General features: G+C 68.5%; 1 protein-coding gene. It reads right to left on the bottom strand.

What is annotated here, in order from left to right:
- Positions 1 to 11: 11 nt before the first annotated feature.
- Entirely contained in the window at positions 12 to 19,787 is a 19,776-nt protein-coding gene (locus AC5Y4N_RS16575; RefSeq protein ID WP_499909886.1) for a non-ribosomal peptide synthase/polyketide synthase, read from the bottom strand.
- Between the last annotated feature and the right edge of the window lie 24 nt (positions 19,788 to 19,811).

Below are 19,811 nucleotides of genomic sequence, written 5' to 3'. Positions count from 1 at the left end.
GGCGCCAGAAGTCATGAATTTCCCCCCAAGTCGGCGGTCATCGCCACCAGTACTCGTCGCAGCCGCTCGATCAGCGCTTCGACGGTTTCCTCTTCGAACACGTCAGTATCGAATTCGACCCGCAAAATCAATTCGCGGCCCGGGACGGCTTGCACCGTCAACGGGTAGTGGTTGTACTCCTGCGGCGTGATCTCGGTGACCGCCAGGTCCTCGGCACTCAACTGGGCACCGCTGTCGATCGGGTAGTTCTCGTACACGAAGGCGGTGTCGAAAAGTTGGTCGTGGCCGGCGATGCGATGGATTTCATGCAGCGCCAGATGCTGGTGCTCCAGCGTCTCCAGGTGGGCGGTCTGCAGCTGTTGGAGGAGGTCGCCGATGGTGGTGGACGCGGTGATCGTTGCGCGCACCGGAACGGTGTTGATCAGCAGCCCCACCATGGATTCGGAGCCTGGCAATTCCGGCGGCCGGCCCGACACTGTGGTGCCGAACACCACGTCGTTGTTTCCGGTCAGCCACATCAGCAGCTGGGCCCATGCGCCGTGCAGCACAGTGCTGACGGTGGTGTGTTCCGAGCGCGCCAGCTCGCCGATGGCGCGCGTGGTCTCCTCCGGCATCTGCAGAGACTTCACGCCGCGCCGCCCGAGGCCCATGCGGTTGGGCGGCGCCACAAGAGTGGGCGTGTCGAAGCCGGCAAGCACCTTGCGCCAGGCGGCGCGGGCGGCGTCGAGATCGCGTTCGGCCAGCCAGGTGACGAAGCTGCGGTACGACGGCGGCGCGGCTAGCCGCTGGCCCCAATAGCTGGCGAAGATCTCCTGCAGCAGGATCGGCATCGACCAGCCGTCCATGACGATGTGGTGGTTCGTCAGCACCAGGCGGTGGCGGTCGGGCGCGGTGCGGATCAAAGCGGCGCGGAAGGCCGGCGGGTCGGCGAGGTCGCAGACTGCGGCGCGTTCGTCGGCGCACAGCTGCTGCACCTGCCTGTCGACGCCGGTGCTGTCGAGCTGCACGTACTTCCACGGCACGACGGTTTCGGCGGGCAGGACCTGCACCGGCTCGTCGAACTGGTCGCAGAACCGGGCCGCCAGGTTCGGGTGGCGGTTCACCACGGTGTTCACGGCCTCGCGCAACCGGTCGGCGTCGATCGGACCGGTCACGGTGATGCTCAGCTGCACCGCGTAGAGGTCGTCATCGCTGCCGTGTGCGGTGCTGGCGTGGAAGAGCAGGCCCTGCTGCAGCGGGGTCAGCGGAAGGATGTCGGCGACGCGCTCCTGGGCCTGCAACTCGTCGATCTGCTGCTGGGTCAGGCGAGCCGGCGCGATGTCGGACGGCGTGAGGCCGCCGCCGCCTTGTTGGACGTGCGCGCAGATGCCGGTCAGCGCGTCGAGCCACAACTGGCTGAGCCGGTCGACCTGGGTCTGATCCAGCGCCGACGGTGCCCACGTCCATGCGGCGCGCAGGCTGGGGCCGGCGTCGGTGTCGACCGTTCCGGCGTTGAGTTCGACGGTGTGCGCCAAGGGCATCGGCAGCGCCGACGCAGCTGCGGTTTCCGACATTCCGTCCTGGCTCATCAGCCAGAGCTCACCGGACATCTCGGCGCCGCCGGCGCCCAGCCGGCCCAGATAGTTGAACCCGATAGCCGGATCGGAGCCGGGCAGGTCGACGTCGGCGTTGAGGTAGCGCAGCAGGCCGTGGGTGAGCCCATCCGGCAGCGCACGCAGCTGCTCTTTGGCGTTCTTGATCGCTGCACCCAGCGCCGCGTCGCCGGCGAGCACCTGCTCCCAGGACACGCCCCCGACCGTCAGCGCCACCGGGTACTTGGTGGTGAACCAGCCCACGGTGCGCGACAGGTCGACGTCGCCGAACAGTTCCTCGACGCGGCCGTGGCCTTCGACATCGATGGCGATCGGCGCGGCGCCGGTGCCCATGAACTCCGAGAGCGCCAACCCGAAGGCGATCAACAGGATGTCGTTGACCCCGGCGTGGAACGCGGCCGGCACTTCACCGAGCAGGCGCCGCGTCGTCTCGGGGTCCACCGACACCGACATCGAGCCTGCGGTGGCGTAGGTGTCCTTGTCCGGCTGCACGGCCGGCAACACCGCGGGCGTGGCCGTGACCTGCCGCCAGGCGTCGGCCTGCGCCGCCACCTTCGCGGAATGCGCATATTCGGCCAGCAGCGCCGACCAGCGGGCGAACGACGTGCCCGGCGCCGGCAGTTCGATCGGTCGACCGCTGTGGTGCTGGGCCCACGCAATGTTCAAGTCTTCCAACAGAATTCGCCACGACACCCCGTCCACGGCAAGGTGGTGGACGATTAGCACCAGCTGGCTGGTGTCCGTCACCCACAACGCGCTGACCATCGCGCCCGCGGCCAGGCTCAGCCGCTCACGGGCCGCCACCAGCGCCTCGTCCGTCAGGGTGTCGACCACCTGCACGCAACCGTGCGCGTCGACGGATCCGGCGTCGGGCACGGTCAGTGACCAACCGCCGTCGCCGTCGTCGTCCACGCGCAGCCGCAGCATCGCGTGCCGGTCCAGCAGAGCCTGCAACAGCACCACCGCATCGTCGGCGGTCGCCCCGGCCGGGGCCTGCACTACGACGGTCTGGTTGAACTGGTCGACGGGACCGCCGACGCTGTGCAGCCAGCGCATGATCGGGGTGGCAATCACCCGGCCGGTGCCCTCGTCGACCACACCGGGACCGTCGGCCACCCCGACGACGCGGGCCAGCTTCGCCACGGTCTGTTCGACGAACACGTCGCGCGGACGGCAGGTCAGACCGGCGGCCCGGGCCCGGGCCGCAACCTGCATGGACAGGATGCTGTCGCCGCCGAGTTCGAAGAACGAGTCGTCGACGCCGACGCGCTCGAGGCCGAGGACTTCGGCGTAGATGCCGGCCAGGATCTCTTCGACCGCGCTCGCCGGCGCCCGATAGCCGTCGACGTCCTGGTATTCCGGTGGCGGCAGCGCGCGGGTGTCGAGTTTGCCGTTGACGGTCAGCGGCAGCGCCTCGAGCACTACCACCGCGGCGGGCACCATGTATTCGGGCAGCCGCCCGCCCAGCTCGGCGCGCACCTTGACCGGGTCAGCGCTGCCGGTGATGTAGCCGACCAGGCGCTTGTCACCGGGGCGGTCCTCACGCGCGATCACCACCGCCTGATCCACGCCGTCCACACCGGCCAGCGCCGCCTGGATCTCACCGAGCTCGATGCGATAGCCGCGGATCTTGACCTGCTCATCGGCGCGACCCAGATACTGCAACTGCCCGTCAGCACCCCAGCGCACCAAATCCCCGGTGCGATACATCCGCTGGCCGGGCGCCCCGAACGGGCACGCCACAAACCGCGCCGCACTGAGCCCCGGCCGGCCCACATAGCCGTACGCCAACGCCGCCCCGGCCACATACAACTCACCGACCACACCAGCCGGCACCGCACGCAACCACCCATCAAGGACGAAAAACCCCAGATGCGCCAGCGGCACCCCGATCGGGCTGACGCTCACCTCGACGTCAGCCTCGACGATCTCGCGCAACGACGCATGCACCGTCGTCTCAGTGATGCCGTACATGTTGATCATCCGCGGCAACCCCGGATGACGCTCCAGCCACGACCGCATCCGCGCCGGCTCCAACGCCTCACCGCCAAACACCACCGTCTGCAACTTGAGCTGCTGGCCCAACTCGGGCTGCAACCCATCAGCGCTTTGCAACGCATAAAACGCCGACGGGGTCTGACTGAGCACACTGACCTGCTCAGCCACCAACAACGCGTGGAACTCCTCCGGTGAACGCGCCACCGAATCGGGCACCATCACCAGCCGCCCGCCACCCAGCAGCGCCCCCCAGATCTCCCACACCGAAAAATCGAACGCCAGCGAATGGAACTGGGTGAACACCTGCCCGTCGAGTTCAAGGCTTTCGTCCAACGTCTCCAACAACACCGCCACATTGCGATGCGCAATCGCCACACCCTTCGGCGTCCCGGTCGTGCCCGAGGTGTAGATGATGTAGGCGATGTCATCAGCGGCCGGCACCGCCAACGCAGTGGCCGGCTGAGCGTGAATGGCTGGATCGTCGATGTCGATCACCGCCACACCCGCACCCTCGAACCGCTCCGCCAACCCCGCCGTCGTCACCGCCGCCACCGGCGCCGCATCACCCAACATGAACTGCATCCGCGCCACCGGATGCGCAGGATCCATCGGCAAATACGCCGCCCCGGTCTTGAGCACCGCCAAAATCGACACGATCGCCTCAATCGAGCGCGGGAACAACACCGCCACCCGCTGCCCCGGTCCGGCACCATAACCAATCAGCAAGTGCGCCAACCGATTCGACGCCTCATCCAACTCGCCATAGGTCAACGACCGACCCTCACACGTCACCGCCACGGCCTCGGGTGCTCGCGCGGCTTGCACGGCGAACAGCGCCGGAATCGACGCGAACGCAGCCTCAGGCTCACTCAGCACCGCCCGGTTGCCGGCCTCGTCGAGGCGGGCGTGTTCACGCTCGTCGAGCACATCGACCGACGAGAGCCGTCGCGACGGATCGGTCGTCATCGCGACCAACACCCGCCGCAGCCGCTCGACCAGCGACTCGACGCTGGCGGCGTCGAACACCTCGGTGTCGAACTCCACGCGCAACGTCAGTTCCCGGCCCGGCACCGCTTGCACGGTCAGCGGGTAGTGGTTGTATTCGCGGCTGGCGAACTCCGCGATCGCCAACCCGTCGACGCCCAGCGGCACACCGGTGTCGATGGGATAGTTCTCGACCACGAACAGCGTGTCGAACAACTGGTCGTGTCCAGTGATGCGATGGATTTCGTGCAGCGCCAGATGCTCGTGTTCCAGTGTGTGATTGTGGGCGCGCTGAAGCTGGTCGAGCAGCTGGGCGCTGGTGGTGGTGGCGCTGAGCGTCGCCCGCACCGGCACGGTGTTGATCAGCAGACCGACCATGGAGTCCGCGCCGGGCAGCTCGACCGGCCGTCCTGACACCACGGCGCCGAAGGCCACGTCGTGCTGGCCGGTCAGCCACATCAGCAGCTGCGCCCACGCCGCTTGCAGCACCGTGTTGACGGTGGTGTGCTGCGAGCGCGCCAGCTCGCCGAGGGCCTGCGTGGTCGCTTCGGACACCTGGAGCGATTCGACGCCGCGTTTGCCCAGCCCGAGCCGATCCGCGGGACCCACCAGCGTGGGGGTGTCGAACCCGGCGAGCACGTCGGCCCAGGCGGCGCGGGCGGCATCCAGGTCACGATCGGCCAGCCAGCTCACATAGCTGCGGTACGGCGCCGCGGCGGGCAGCCGCTGCCCGTAGTAGCCGGCGAAGATCTCCCTCAGCAGGATGGGCAGCGACCAGCCGTCGAGCACGATGTGGTGGCTGGTCAGCACGAACCGGTGCCGATCGTCGGCGGTGCGGATCAGCGCCGTCCGGAAGACCGGCGGGTCCCCCAGGTTGCAGACCGCGGCGCGTTCGGCTGCGCACAGTTGCTCGATCTGCCCGTCGAGGTCTGCCGAATCGCCGTCGAGCTCGACATACCGGAACGCCGGCACGGGAGCGGCCGGGATGACCTGAACCGGCTGGTCGAACTGATCGCAGAACTGCGCCGCGAGGTTCGGGTGACGGTTGACCACCAGGTCCACTGCTTCGCGGAGTCGGTCGGCCTCGAGAGGACCGGTGACCGTGATGCTCAGCTGCAGGGCATAGACGTCGTCGTCGTTGCCTTCGGCGGCGCTGGCGTGGAAGAGCAGGCCCTGCTGCATCGGGGTGAGCGGCAGGATGTCGGCGACGCGCTGCCGGCCCTGCAGTTCGTCGATCTGCTGCTGGGTCAGGCGAGCCGGGAGGATGTCGGACGGGGTGAGGCCGCCTCCCCCGCGTTCGACGTGCGCGCTGATGCCGGCCAGGGCGTCGAACCACAACTGGCCGAGACGCCGGACCTGCGCGTCGTCGAGAGCTGACGGCGCCCACGTCCAGCTGGCCTCGAGATGCGGGCCGGTGTCGGTGTCGACGGTGCCCGCGTTGAGTTCCAGGGTGTGCGCCAGCGGTATCGGCACGGCGGCCGCCGCGGCGGTCAGCGATCCGGCGTCCTGGCTGGGCCGCCACAGATCTTCGGATGCTTGCGACGCGGCCGCACCCAACCGCCCGAGGTAGTTGAACCCGATGGTCGGATCCGGATGGGCCAACTCGACGTCGGCGTTCAGGTAGCGCAGCAGCCCATAAGTCAATCCGTCGGGCAGCGCGCGCAGTTGCTCCTTGGCGTGCTTGACCGCGGCACCCAGCGGGGCGTCGCCGGCCACCACGTGACCCCAGGAAAGGCCGCTCGGCGCCAGCGCGACCGGATATTTGGTGGTGAACCACCCGACGGTGCGGGACAGGTCGACGTCGCCGAACTGCTCCTCCGCGCGGCCGTGGCCCTCGACGTCGATGCCTATCGGCGCGGCGCCACTGCCCAGGAATTCCGACAATGCCAGCCCGAACGCGATCAGCAGGATGTCGTTCACCCCGGTGTGGAACGCGGCCGGCACCTCACCGAGCAGGCGTCGCGTGGTGTCGGCGTCGAGCCTCATCGACAGTGACCCGGCGGTGGCGTAGGTATCGACTTGGGGCTGCACCGTCGGCAACACGGCCGGCGTCGAGGCGACCTGGCGCCAGGCGTCAGCCTGCGCCACCACGTCGGCGGCATGAGCGCGCTCGGCCAGTAGCGCCGACCAGCGGGCGAACGACGTTCCGGGCGCGGGCAGTGCGATCGGCTGGCCGCTGTGATGCTGAGCCCACCCAATGTTGAGGTCTTCCAACAGAATTCGCCACGAAACGCCGTCGACGGCCAGGTGGTGCACGATCAGAGCCAGCTGGCCGGAGTCGGTAGCCCACAGCGCGCTGAGCATGGTCCCGGCGGACGGGTTCAGCCTTGCGCGGGCCGCTGTCACGGCGTCCTCGGACAGCACGTCGACGACCTGTAGGCATTCGCGTGCGTCGACACTGCCGGGTTCGGGCACGATCGGCGCCCAGCCGCCCGCGCCGTCGTCGTCGACCCGCAGTCGCAGCGCGGCGTGCCGGTCCAGCAGCGCCTGCAACAGCACCACGACGTCGTCCTCGGTCGCCCCGGTCGGCGCCTGCACCACGACGGTCTGGTTGAACTGGTCGACCGCGCCGTCGACGCTGTGCAGCCAGCGCATGATCGGGGTGGCCACCACGGGGCCGGTGCCCTCGTCCACCACACCGGACGCGCCGTCGGCCACGCCGACCACCTGGGCCAGCCGCGCCACGGTCTGCTCGACGAAGATGTCGCGTGGGCGGCAGGTCAGGCCGGCTGCCCGCGCCCGGGCCACCACCTGCATCGACAAGATGCTGTCGCCGCCAAGCTCGAAGAACGAGTCGTCGACGCCCACCCGCTCCAGGCCCAGCACCTGCGCGTAGATTCCGGCAAGGACCTCTTCGACCGCGCTGGACGGGGCGCGATACTCGCCTCCGGCATCTTGGTATTCCGGCGCGGGCAGAGCGCGCGTGTCGAGTTTGTTGTTCGGCGTCAGCGGCAGCGCGTCGAGCACCACCACCGCCGCGGGGACCATGTAGACCGGGAGGCGCTCGCTGAGTTCGCGCCGTACCGCGACCGGGTCCGCGGTTCCGGTGATGTAGCCGACGAGGCGCTTGTCGCCGGGGCGGTCTTCGCGGGCGATGACCGCCGCGTGCTCCACGCCGTCCAGCGCGGCCAGGGCCGCCTGCACCTCGCCGAGCTCGATGCGGTAGCCGCGGATCTTGACCTGCTCGTCGGCGCGGCCCAGGTACTGCAGCTGCCCGTCGGCACCCCAGCGGACCAGGTCACCGGTGCGGTACATCCGTGCCCCGGGTCCGCCGAACGGGCAGGCCACGAACCGCGCCGCGGTCAACCCGGCGCGACGGACATAGCCGACGCCCACGCCGCGCCCGGCGACGTATAACTCGCCGACCACGCCGGCCGGGACCGGCCGCAGCCACTGGTCCAGCACGAACAACGCAGCGCCGGTGACCGGCGAGCCGATCGGCACGGCCGCGCCCGGGCTCAGCGGCGCGCTGATGGCCACGCACATCGTGGTCTCGGTGGGGCCGTAGGCGTTGATCATCACCCGGCCCGGCGCCCAGCGGTCCACCACCTCGGCGGGGCACGCCTCACCGACCACCACCAAGGCCGCCGACTCCAGCCCTTCGGGCTCCAACATCCCGACCGCAGAGGGGGTTTGGGTCAGCACGCTCACCTGCTCGGTGACCAGCACGTCGTGGAAGTCCTCGGGCGAGCCGGCGACGACTTCGGGGACGACGACCAGCCGACCGCCGCGCAGCAGCGCGCCGAAGATCTCCCACACCGACACGTCGAAGGCCAGCGAATGGCACAGCGGCCACACGCCGTCACGCGGCAGACCCGCGTCCAGCGATTCGAGCAGCTGCGTGGCGTTGTGGTGGGTGATCGCCACGCCTTTGGGCACACCGGTGGTGCCCGAGGTGTAGATCAGGTAGGCGATGTCGTCGGGCGCCGGCGCCGGCAGCGCGGTGCTGGGTTGCGCGGCGATCCGCGGGTCGTCGAAATCGATGACGAGCAGTCCGGAGCCGTCGAGGCGCTCCGCCAGCGAAGCAGTGGTAACGGCGGCGACGGGCGCCGCGTCGGCCAGCATGAACTCGACGCGGGCATCGGGATGGGCGGGATCGATCGGCAGGTAGGCCGCGCCGGCCTTGAGCACCGCGAGGATCGACACGACGGCCTGCGCCGATCGCGGCATGAGAAGCGCCACGCACTGGCCCGGGCCGGCACCGTGCTCGACCAGCAGATGCGCCAGCCGGTTGGCGGCTTCGTCGAGCTCGCGGTAGGTGGTCGAGCGGCCCTCGAAGCTGATCGCGACAGCCTCTGGGTGGCGTGCCACATGTTCGGCAAACAGCTCGGGAATGGACACCGGCGTCGCGGGCTGGGTCAGCACAGCGCGGTTGCCCATCTCGTCGAGGCCGGCGTGTTCGCCCGCGTCGAGGAGGTCGATCGACGACAGCCGCTGCGTCGGGTCGGCGGTCATGGCCGTCAGCACCCGCTGAAGCCGGTCGACCAACGACTCGATGCTGGCGGCGTCGAACACGTCGGTGCGGAACTCGACCGCGCCGCCGATGCCTGCCGGCTCCCCGGCCTCGGTCCAGCGCTCGCCGAGTGAGAACGCCAGGTCCATGCGGGCGGTGTGAGTGTCCACCGGCAGCTGGCTGACGTCGACGTCGCCCAGCGAAAGGCCGGAGATCAGGTCATTGCCCTGTCCGGCGAAGTTCTGCCACGCCAACAACACCTGCACCAGCGGGTGATGGCTCAGGGATCGTGTCGGGTTGAGCCGCTCGACGAGCACCTCGAACGGCACGTCTTGATGCTCGAAGGCGGCCAGGCTGCGCTGGCGCACGTGTTCCAGCAGCTCGGCGACGGTTGGGTCGCCGGCGACCTCGACGCGCAGGACCAGGGTGTTGACGAAGAACCCGATCAGGTCGTCCAGCGCCGGATCGCGGCGCCCGGCGATCGGGAAGCCCATGGCCACATCGGAGCTCGCGCTGATCTTCGAGAGCAGCACGGCCAACGCGGCTTGCATCACCATGAAGCTGGTGGCGTTGTGCTGACGGGCCACCTCGGTGACGCGGTGCTGCAGTTGCGCCGGCCACTCCACCGCCACGCTGGCGCCGCGGTAGTCGGCCACGGCGGGGTACGGCCGATCCGTGGGCAGCTGCAGCCGTTCCGGCAGTCCGGCGAGGGTCTGCTGCCAGTAGGCCAACTGCGCGGCGATGCGGCTGTCGCCGTCGTCGAGATCGCCGAGTTGGGCACGCTGCCACAGCGTGTAGTCCACGTACTGCACCGGCAACGGCACCCAGTCCGGGGCCCGGCCGTGCTGACGCGCTTGGTAAGCCCGCGCCAGGTCAGCGACCAGCGGGGTGATCGACCAGCCGTCGGCGGCGATGTGGTGCACCACGCCCACCAGCACGTGCTCGTCATCGCTGGTCTTGAAAAGCGTTGTGCGCAAAGGGATTTCGCTGGTGAGCTCGAACGTGTAGCCGGCGGCCTTCTCGATGGCCTGATCTAGCTGTGCTGCCGACCAACCGGTGGCGTCGACGACGTCCCATCCGAACACGGCTTGCTCAGCGGGCACCACGTGCTGATGCGGGATCCCGTCAGACGCCGGAAACACGGTCCGCAGGCTCTCGTGACGGGCCACCACGTCGGCCAGCGCTGCGTGCAGCGCATCGGCATCCAGCGTGCCGCGCAACTGCAGTGCGACCGCCATGTTGTAGATCGGCGACGGTCCCTGCAGCTGATCGACGAACCACAACCGGTTCTGCGCGAACGACAACGGCACCACCGCCGGCCGCTCGACGGCCACCAGCGGCTCGAGCCCGTCGGCTTCCTCGCCGATCCGCGGCGCCAACTGCGCCACGGTGGGCGCCTCGAACAGGGCGCGCACCGCGACGTGGGCGTCGAGCGCTTTGTTGACCGCCGCCACCAGGCGCATCGCCGAAATGCTGTCGCCGCCGAGGTCGAAGAACGAGTCGTCGACGCCGACCCGCTCCAGGCCGAGCACCTGTGCGTAGATGCCGGCCAGGATTTCCTCGGTCGGCGTGCTCGGCGCGCGGTACGAATCGCCGTCGCGGTATTCCGGCGCGGGCAGCGCGCGCTTGTCGAGCTTGCCGTTGGCGGTCAGGGGCAGCGTGTCCAGCACCACTACCGCAGCGGGCACCATGTAGGCCGGCAGCCGCTCCGCCAGCGCCGCACGGGCAGCGGACGGGTCCACCGCGCCCGGCACCGACTCGGTGACATAGCCCACCAGTCGCTTGTCGCCCGGGCGGTCCTCGCGCGCGATGACCGCCGCCTGCTGCACGCCGTCGAGTGCCACCAGCGCGGCCTGGATCTCGCCGAGTTCCACGCGGTAGCCGCGGACCTTCACCTGCTCGTCGGCGCGGCCGAGGTACTGCAGCTGGCCGTCGGGGCCCCACCGCACCAGGTCGCCGGTGCGGTACATCCGCTCGCCGGGCTCGCCGAAGGGGCAGGCCATGAAGCGCGAGGCGGTCAGTCCGGGCCGCCGGATGTAGCCGCACGTCACGCCACGTCCGGCCACGTACAGTTCACCGACCACGCGGGGCGGGACCGGCCGCAGCCATTCGTCGAGCACGAACAACGCGGCGCCGGACACCGGCGAGCCGATCGGGACGGCCGACCCGGGTGACAGCGGCGCGCTGATCGCGACGCACACCGTGGTCTCCGTCGGGCCGTAGCCGTTGATCATCAGACGGCCGGGCGCCCATCGGTCCACCACCTCGGCGGGGCACGCCTCACCGGCCACCACCAGCGCCACGGATTCCAGCCCTTCCGGTGACAGCGCCCCGACCGCGGACGGGGTCTGCGTCAGCACGGTGACGTGCTCATTGATCAGCACGTCGTGGAAGTCTTGAGGTGAGCGCGCCACCGGTTCGGGGACCACCACCAGACGGCCACCGCCGATCAGCGCACCCCAGATCTCCCACACCGAGAAGTCGAACGCCAGCGAGTGGTACTGCGTCCACACCTGTCCCGGCGTCAAGCCCATGTCCGCGTGCAGCGACTTGAACAGTTCGGCCGCGTTGCGGTGGGCGACCGCCACGCCCTTGGGCACACCGGTGGTGCCGGACGTGTAGATGATGTAGGCGATGTTCTCGGGCGCCGGGGCAGGCAGGCCGGTAGCGGGGTAAGCCCCGATGCTCGGATCGTCGACGTCGACGACGAACAGGTTGCGGCCCTGCAGTCGCTCGGCGAAATTCGCGGTGGTGACGGCAGCGACGGGCGCGGCGTCCGCAAGCACGAACTCCATCCGCGCGGCCGGCAGCGCGGGATCGATGGGCAGATATGCCGCTCCGGTCTTGAGCACCGCGAGGATCGAGACGATCGCGGCAGCAGACCGTGGGAAGAGAACCGCCACGGAATCGCCCGGCCCGACGCCCCGGTCGACCAGCAGATGCGCCAGCCGATTGGCGGCCTCGTCGAGCTCACGGTAGGTCATCGAGTGACCTTGGAAGGTGATCGCCGTCGCCTCCGGCGAGCGCGCCACGTGCTCGGCGAACAACTCGGGTATCGACACCGGCGTAACTGGCTGGCCCAGCACCGCCCGGTTGCCCATCTGGTCGAGGGCAGCTAGCTCGTCGGCGTCGACGAGATCGATCGACGAGAGCCGCTGCGCCGGGTCGGCGGTCATGGCCGCCAGCACCCGCTGCAACCGCTCGATCAGCGCTTGGATGGTTCCGGTGTCGAAGACGTCGGTGCGGAACTCCACCGATCCGCCGATTCCAGCGGGCTCTCCCGCCTCGGTCCAGCGCTCCCCGAGCGAGAACGCCAGATCCATGCGGGCGGTGTGCGTTTCCACCGGCATCTGGGCGACCTCGACATCACCCAGGGACAGGCCAGAAACCAGGTCGCTGCCCTGCCCCGCGAAGTTCTGCCACGCCAACAGCACCTGCACCAGGGGGTGGTGGCTGCGGGACCGAACGGGATTGAGTCGCTCGACCAGCACCTCGAACGGCACGTCCTGATGCTCGAAGGCGGCCAGGCTGCGCTGGCGCACCTGCTCCAGCAACTCGGCGACCGTGAGATTCCCGGTGAGGTCGACGCGCAGGACCAGGGTGTTGACGAAGAACCCGATCAGATCGTCAAGCGCAGGATCGCGGCGCCCGGCGATCGGGAAGCCGACCGCCACATCCCTGCTGGCGCTGATCTTGGCCAGCAGCACCGCCAACGCGGCCTGCAGCACCATGAAGGCGGTCGCGTTGTGCTGACGAGCCACCTCGTTGACCCGCTGCTGCAGCTGCGCCGGCCACTCCACCGCCACGCTGGCGCCGCGGTAGTCGGCCACGGCGGGGTACGGCCGGTCAGTGGGCAATTCGAGCCGCTCAGGCAGTCCGGCCAGAGCCTGTTCCCAGTACGCCAGCTGCGAAGCGATACGGCTCTCGCTGTCGTCCAGGTCACCGAACTGCTCGCGTTGCCACAGCGTGTAGTCGACATACTGCACCGGCAACGGCGCCCACGCAGGCGCTTTGCCCTGCTGGCGGGCCTGGTACGCCTGGGCCAGATCAGCGACGAGCGGAGTGATCGACCAGCCGTCGGCGGCGATGTGGTGCACTACCCCCACCAGCACGTATTCGTCCGCCGTCCGCTTGAAAAGCGTTGCGCGCAAAGGAATTTCGTTCGCAAGCGCGAAGGTGTAGCTGCCTGCCTCCTGAATGGCCTCTTCGAGTCGGCTTGCCGACCACTCGGTGGCATCCACCACCTGCCAGCCGAATTCGGCTTGCTCAGCCGGCACGATCACCTGCTGGGGCACCCCGTCGGACGCCACGAACAGGGTGCGCAGGCTTTCGTGACGGGCCACCACGTCGGCCAGCGCGGCTTTCAGCGCGTCGACGTCGAGCGTGCCGCGCAGTTGCAGCGCGACACCCATGTTGTAGATCGGCGACGGCCCTTGCAGTTGGTCGAGGAACCACAACCGGTTCTGCGCGAACGACAGCGGCACCACCGCCGGCCGCTCGACGGGTCTCAGCGGGTCGAGCCCGTCGGCATCTTCGCCGATCCGCGGCGCCAACTGCGCCACCGTCGGCGCCTCGAACAGGGTGCGGACTGCGAGCGAGGTATTCAGGGCTTTATTGACGGCTGCGACCACTCGCATCGCCGAGATGCTGTCGCCGCCGAGGTCGAAGAAGGAGTCGTCGACGCCGACGCGCTCGAGGCCCAGGACGTTGGCGTAGATGGCGGCCAGGATTTCTTCGGTGGGGGTGGACGGGGCGCGGTAGCGCTGGGCGTCGTGGTAGTCCGGTGCCGGCAGCGCGCGGGTGTCGAGTTTGCCGTTGACGGTCAACGGCAGCTTGTCCAACACCACCACGGCGGCGGGCACTTCGTAGGCCGGCAACCGCTCGGCCAACTGGGCGCGGATGTGGGCGGGATCGGCGCTGCCGGTGATGTAGCCGACCAGCCGCTTGTCACCGGGACGGTCCTCACGCGCGATCACCGCCGCCTGAGCCACCCCCTCCAAGCCGGCCAACACGGCCTGGATCTCGCCCAGCTCGATGCGATGCCCGCGAATCTTGACCTGCTCATCCGCGCGCCCCAGGTAACGCAACTGCCCATCGGCACCCCAGCGCACCAAATCCCCGGTGCGATACATCCGCTGCCCGGGCGCCCCGAACGGGCACGCCACAAACCGCGACGCCGAGAGCCCCGGCCGGCCCACATAGCCGTAGGTCACCCCATGCCCGGCCACATACAACTCACCGACCACACCCGGGGCCACCGGCGCCAACCACTGATCCAGCACGAACAACGCCGCCGAGGCCACCGGCGACCCGATCGGCGGCTCCCCCGACCCCGCCTTCAGCGCAGCGCTGAGCATCACCACCATCGTCGTCTCAGTCGGCCCGTAGGCGTTGATCATCACCCGCCCCGGCGCCCACCGATCCACCACATCCGGCGGGCACGCCTCCCCGGCCACCACCAACGCCGCCCCGTCCAAACCCTGCTCAGACAGCGCCCCCACCGCCGAGGGCGTCTGAGTCAACATCCCCACACCCTCGGCCACCAACACCGCATGCAACTCCTGCGGCGAGCGCACCACCTCATCGGGCACCACCACCAGCCGCCCGCCATGCACCAGCGCCCCGAAGGTCTCCCACACCGAGGTGTCAAACCCATACGAATGACACTGCGACCACACCGCGGTCACCGGCACATACCGTCGAAGTTGCTCCAACAACTGCACAACATGGCGATGCGCCACCGCCACCCCCTTGGGCGTACCGGTGGTGCCCGACGTGTAGATCACATACGCCACATCATCGCCACCCGGCACCGCCAACGCGGTACCCGGATAACCGTCGATGCGCGGATCCTCGACATCGACCACCACCCCAACCCCCCGCAGCCGCCCCGCCAGCTGCGCAGTACTCACCGCAACCACCGGCGCCGCATCGGCAACCATGAACCCGATACGCGCATCCGGATGCGCCGGATCAATCGGCAAATACGCGGCACCCGTCTTGAGCACCGCCAACACCGACACCACCATCTCGATCGAGCGCGGCACCAACAACGCCACACACCGACCCGGGCCCGCACCCAGCTCAACCAGCAAATGCGCCAATCGGTTCGACGCCTCATCGAGCTCGCGATACGTCAACGACCGGCCGCCACACCTGACCGCGGTCGCCTCACCAACACGGGCGACCTGCGCGGCGAACATCTCCGGAATCGACACCCAGCCACGCTGCGGGGCACTCAACGCCGCCGCGTTGCCCCACTGCTCCAGCACCACCCGCTCACCAGTGTCAAGCACATCGACCCGCGACACCCGCCGCGCCGGGTCTGCGGTGATCGCCGCCAACACCCGCCGCAACCGGCCCACCAACGCCTCGATGCTGGCCGCATCAAACACATCGGTGCGAAACTCCACCACCCCACCGATGCCGACGAGCTCACCCGCGGCATCCCAGCGCTCACCCAGCGAGAACGCCAAATCCATTCGGGCCGTGCGGGTTTGCACCGGCATTTCGCTGACTTGGACCTCACCCAGCGTCAGCCCGGCAGCCGGATCGCCGTTGTCGTGCCCGGCGAAGTTCTGCCACGCCAACAGCACCTGTACCAGCGGGTGATGGGTTTGCGAGCGCACCGGGTTGAGCCGCTCGACGAGCACCTCGAACGGCACGTCCTGGTGCTCGAACGCCGCTAGGCTGCGTTGGCGCACCTGATCGACCAACTCGCCCACCGTGGGATCGCCGGCCACATTCACCCGTAACACCAATGTGTTGACGAAAAACCCGACCAAATCATCGAGTGCGGGGTCACGCCGACCGGCGATCGGAAACCCAAGGGCCACATCAGAACTCGCAGCGATCTTGGCCAACAACAACGCCAACGCCGCCTGCACGACCATAAAGCTGGTCGCGTTGTGCGCGTGGGCCACCTCACGCACCCGCTGCGCCAACTCTGCCGGCCAGTCCACCACCACGCTGGCCCCGCAATAATCGGCGACCGCCGGATACGGGCGATCGGTGGGCAACGCCAACCAGTCGGGCAGTCCGGCCAACGCCTGCTGCCAATAGGCCAGCTGCGCGTTGATGCGGCTGTCCGGATCGTCGAGCTCACCCAACTGCGCCCGCTGCCACAACGTGAAATCCACGTACTGCACCGGCAACGGCGCCCACCCCGGCGCGCGGCCCTCACGGCGCGCCAGATAAGCCTCACCCAAATCCCTGACCAACGGAGTGATCGACCAGCCGTCGGCGGCGATGTGGTGCACCACCCCCACCAACACGTGCTCGTCATCGCCGAGCTGGAAAAGCGTTGCCCGCAAAGGAATTTCGGCAGCAAGATCGAACGTGTAACCGCTCGCCTGCCCGACGGCATCCTCGAGCTGGTCCGCCGACCACGCCGTCGCATCGACCAACTCCCAGCCGAACTCGGCCTGTTCGGCCGGCACCACCACCTGCTGGGGCACCCCGTCGGACGCGACGAACACTGTGCGCAAACTCTCGTGGCGCGCCACCACATCACCCAGCGCGGCCTTCAGGGCTGCAGCATCAAGCGGGCCCCGCAGCTGCAACGCGACGGCCATGTTGTAGATCGCTGACGGTCCCTGCAGTTGATCGAGGAACCACAACCGGTTCTGCGCAAACGACAACGGAATCACGGCCGGCCGCTCGACGGCGACCAACGGCTCCAGTCCGCCGTCGTCCTCACCCACACGCAATGCGAGCTGCGCGACCGTGGGCGACTCGAACAACGCACGCACGGAGACGTGGGTGTCGAGGGCCTTGTTGATGGCGGCGACCAGACGCATGGCCAAAAGCGAATCGCCGCCGAGGTCGAAGAAGGAGTCGTCAGCCCCGACCCTCTCCACACCGAGCACTTGGGCATAGACGCCGGCCAGGATTTCTTCGGTAGCGGTCGCCGGGGCGCGGTAGGAATCGACGTCGAGGTATTCCGGTGCGGGCAACGCCCGCTTGTCGAGTTTGCCGTTCGGCGTCAGCGGCAGCCTGTCCACCACGACCACTGCAGAGGGCACTTCATAGGCCGGCAGCCGCTCGGCCAGCGCGGTGCGCGCCTTGACCGGATCAGCGGTGCCGGTGATGTAGCCGACCAGCCGCTTGTCACCGGGACGGTCCTCCCGGGCGATGACCGCGGCCTGCTCCACCCCGTCCACAGCGGCCAACGCCGCCTGAATCTCACCCAACTCGATACGGTGCCCGCGGATCTTGACCTGCTCGTCGACCCGGCCCAAATACTGCAACTGCCCGTCGGCACCCCAGCGCACCAAATCCCCGGTGCGATACATCCGTTGGCCTGGCCCACCGAACGGACACGCCACAAACCGCGACGCCGAGAGCCCCGACCGGCCCACATAGCCCACACCGACGCCGTAACCGGCCACATACAACTCGCCGACCACACCCGCCGGCACCGCACGCAACCACGAATCCAGCACGAACAACGCCGACCCCGGCAACGGCACCCCAATCGGCACCACCCTCGAACCGGGCGACAGCGGCGCACTGACCGCCACCCACATCGTGGTCTCCGTCGGGCCGTACTCGTTGATCATCACCCGACCCGGCGCCCACCGATCCACCAAATCCGGCGGGCAGGCCTCACCACCGACCAGCAACGCGTGCACCGACTCCAACCCCTGCGGCGACAGCATTCCCGCCGCCGACGGCGTCTGGCTGAGCACGCTGACCTTCTCCCGGATCAGCAACGCCCGCAGATCCTCCGGTGAGCGCGCCACCGACTCGGGCACCACCGCCAACTGCCCGCCACGCAGCAGCGCACCGAAGATCTCCCAGCCCGAAATGTCAAAGCTGTAGGAATGCCACTGCGACCACACCTGCCCCGCACCCGCCGGGAGACCCGCCGCATCCATCGACCCCACCAACTGGGTCACGTTGTCATGAGTGATCGCCACGCCCTTCGGCGTGCCGGTGGTCCCCGAGGTGTAAATCACATACGCCAGGTCATCAGCAGCCGGCACCGGCAGCGCCGTGCTCGGATAGCCCTCGATGCGCGCATCGGCCACATCGATCACCAACAGATCCCGGCCCTGCAACCGCCCCGCCAGCCCCGCAGTGCTCACCGCCGCGATCGGCGCCGCATCAGCGAGCATGAACTCGATGCGCGCATCCGGATGCGTCGGATCAATCGGCAGATACGCCGCACCGCTCTTGAGCACCGCCAACATCGACACGATCGCCTCAGCCGACCGGTTGAACAACAACGCCACCGTCCGACCCGGCCCGGCACCGAGCTCAACGAGCATGTGCGCCAACCGATTGGACGCCTCATCCAACTCCCGATAGGACAACGCCCGACCCTCGAACGTCACCGCCACCGCATCCGGCGCAGCGGCCACCCGAGCCGCGAACACCTCCGGAATCGACACCATCGCCGGCGCAGGCCCCGACAACACCGCCCGATTACCCAACTCATCAAGCCGCGCGCACTCGGCCTCATCGAGCACAGCCACCGTCGACAACCGCCGCGACGGATCAGCCGCCATCGCCACCAGCAGCTGTTCCAACCGTCGGGCGAGTTCGGCGGGCTCGAAGTTCGCGAAGGGCTGGGCGGCGCCCTCTGTGCTGAGGAACAGGTCGTCGCCCGAGTTGGCGAAGATGAATCCGAAGGCGCCGACCGGCCCGGGATTGGTGTAGGACGCGGTCGCCGTCGCGCCACCGAACGGGAATGTGAGGGCCGGCGGGAGGAAGTTGACGCTTACCCTGTCGGCCCGCTGCCGCGACCCGGACCTGCGCTCGAGAGCGTGTACCGGAAATCGCTGGTGCTGAACCGCTTCGCGGATCCGGGCGTCGACGTGCTTGCAGAAGTCTGCGACCGCGGACTCGGGTGAGGCGTTGAGCACCAATGGCACTACGCCGGCGACCATCCCGGGAAGCGTCCGCACCTCCGGACGCACACGCCTGTTCACCGGGAAGTCGAGCACGACCTCCGAACCTTCAACGCTCCAGCCGTGTACCAGCAGTGCGCACGCTGCGGTGATAACGGACGAGCGCGGCACGTTCCACGCTCGAGACAGATCGTCGACTCGGCGCAGCACCGCGGGGTCCAGGCGCACCGGCGGAGAAAGCCACGACGGATCTCGGTCGTCCTCTGCCGGAGGTAACTGGTAGTCCGAACCCGTTCCCGACGGAAGGTTCTGGCTCCAGTACGCCTGGTCGTCGAGATAGTCCTTGGACGCTTCGTACTCTGCTTCGAGATCGACCAATTCCTGCAGTGAGCCGAAAATAGACGGCGGAATGGCGGCGCCGGAAACAACTGCTGAATAAACCGATGCAATTCGCTGGCCCACCAGGCCGAGACCGAACCCATCAATGATGATGTGGTGGCAGCAGGCGAACAGATAGAATTCGTCGACCCGGGTCTGGAACAACGCGAATTTGAAGAGTGGCCCACTGAATGGCAGCGGTGTGCGTTGAATCGCCTCGGCGATTTGGTGAGCTTCTCCCACTGGATCGGTCGAATCGCGCAGATCGTGATACGCGAGTTCGACGTCCGGGTTGTCGATGACCTTTTGGACGACCTGGCCATCCTGTTCGAAGAAGGCGGCTCTGCCGGGTTCCACCTCTCGAACGACGCGGCGGATCGCCCACTCGAGGGAGTCACGCTGCACCAGCCCCTCAATCCGCACGAACAGGCCGAGCTGCCACTCCGTGCCGGAATCACCGGTTTCCTGCGCCAGCCAAATGTCGAGCTGGCCGCGCGTCAGTGGCAGCGCGCGGTCATCATGTTCCATGCGGCCCCCCAAACCACGGGACAA

The organism is Mycobacterium sp. NGS19 (assembly GCF_059813155.1).
The sequence above is the reverse complement of the archived record's forward strand: the minus strand, read 5'-3'. Positions and strand labels throughout refer to the sequence as shown.

Excerpts from the sequence above, each read along its gene's own strand:
- AC5Y4N_RS16575 (WP_499909886.1), bottom strand. The coding sequence starts at position 19,787 with ATGGAACATGATGACCGCGCGCTGCCACTGACGCGCGGCCAGCTCGAC.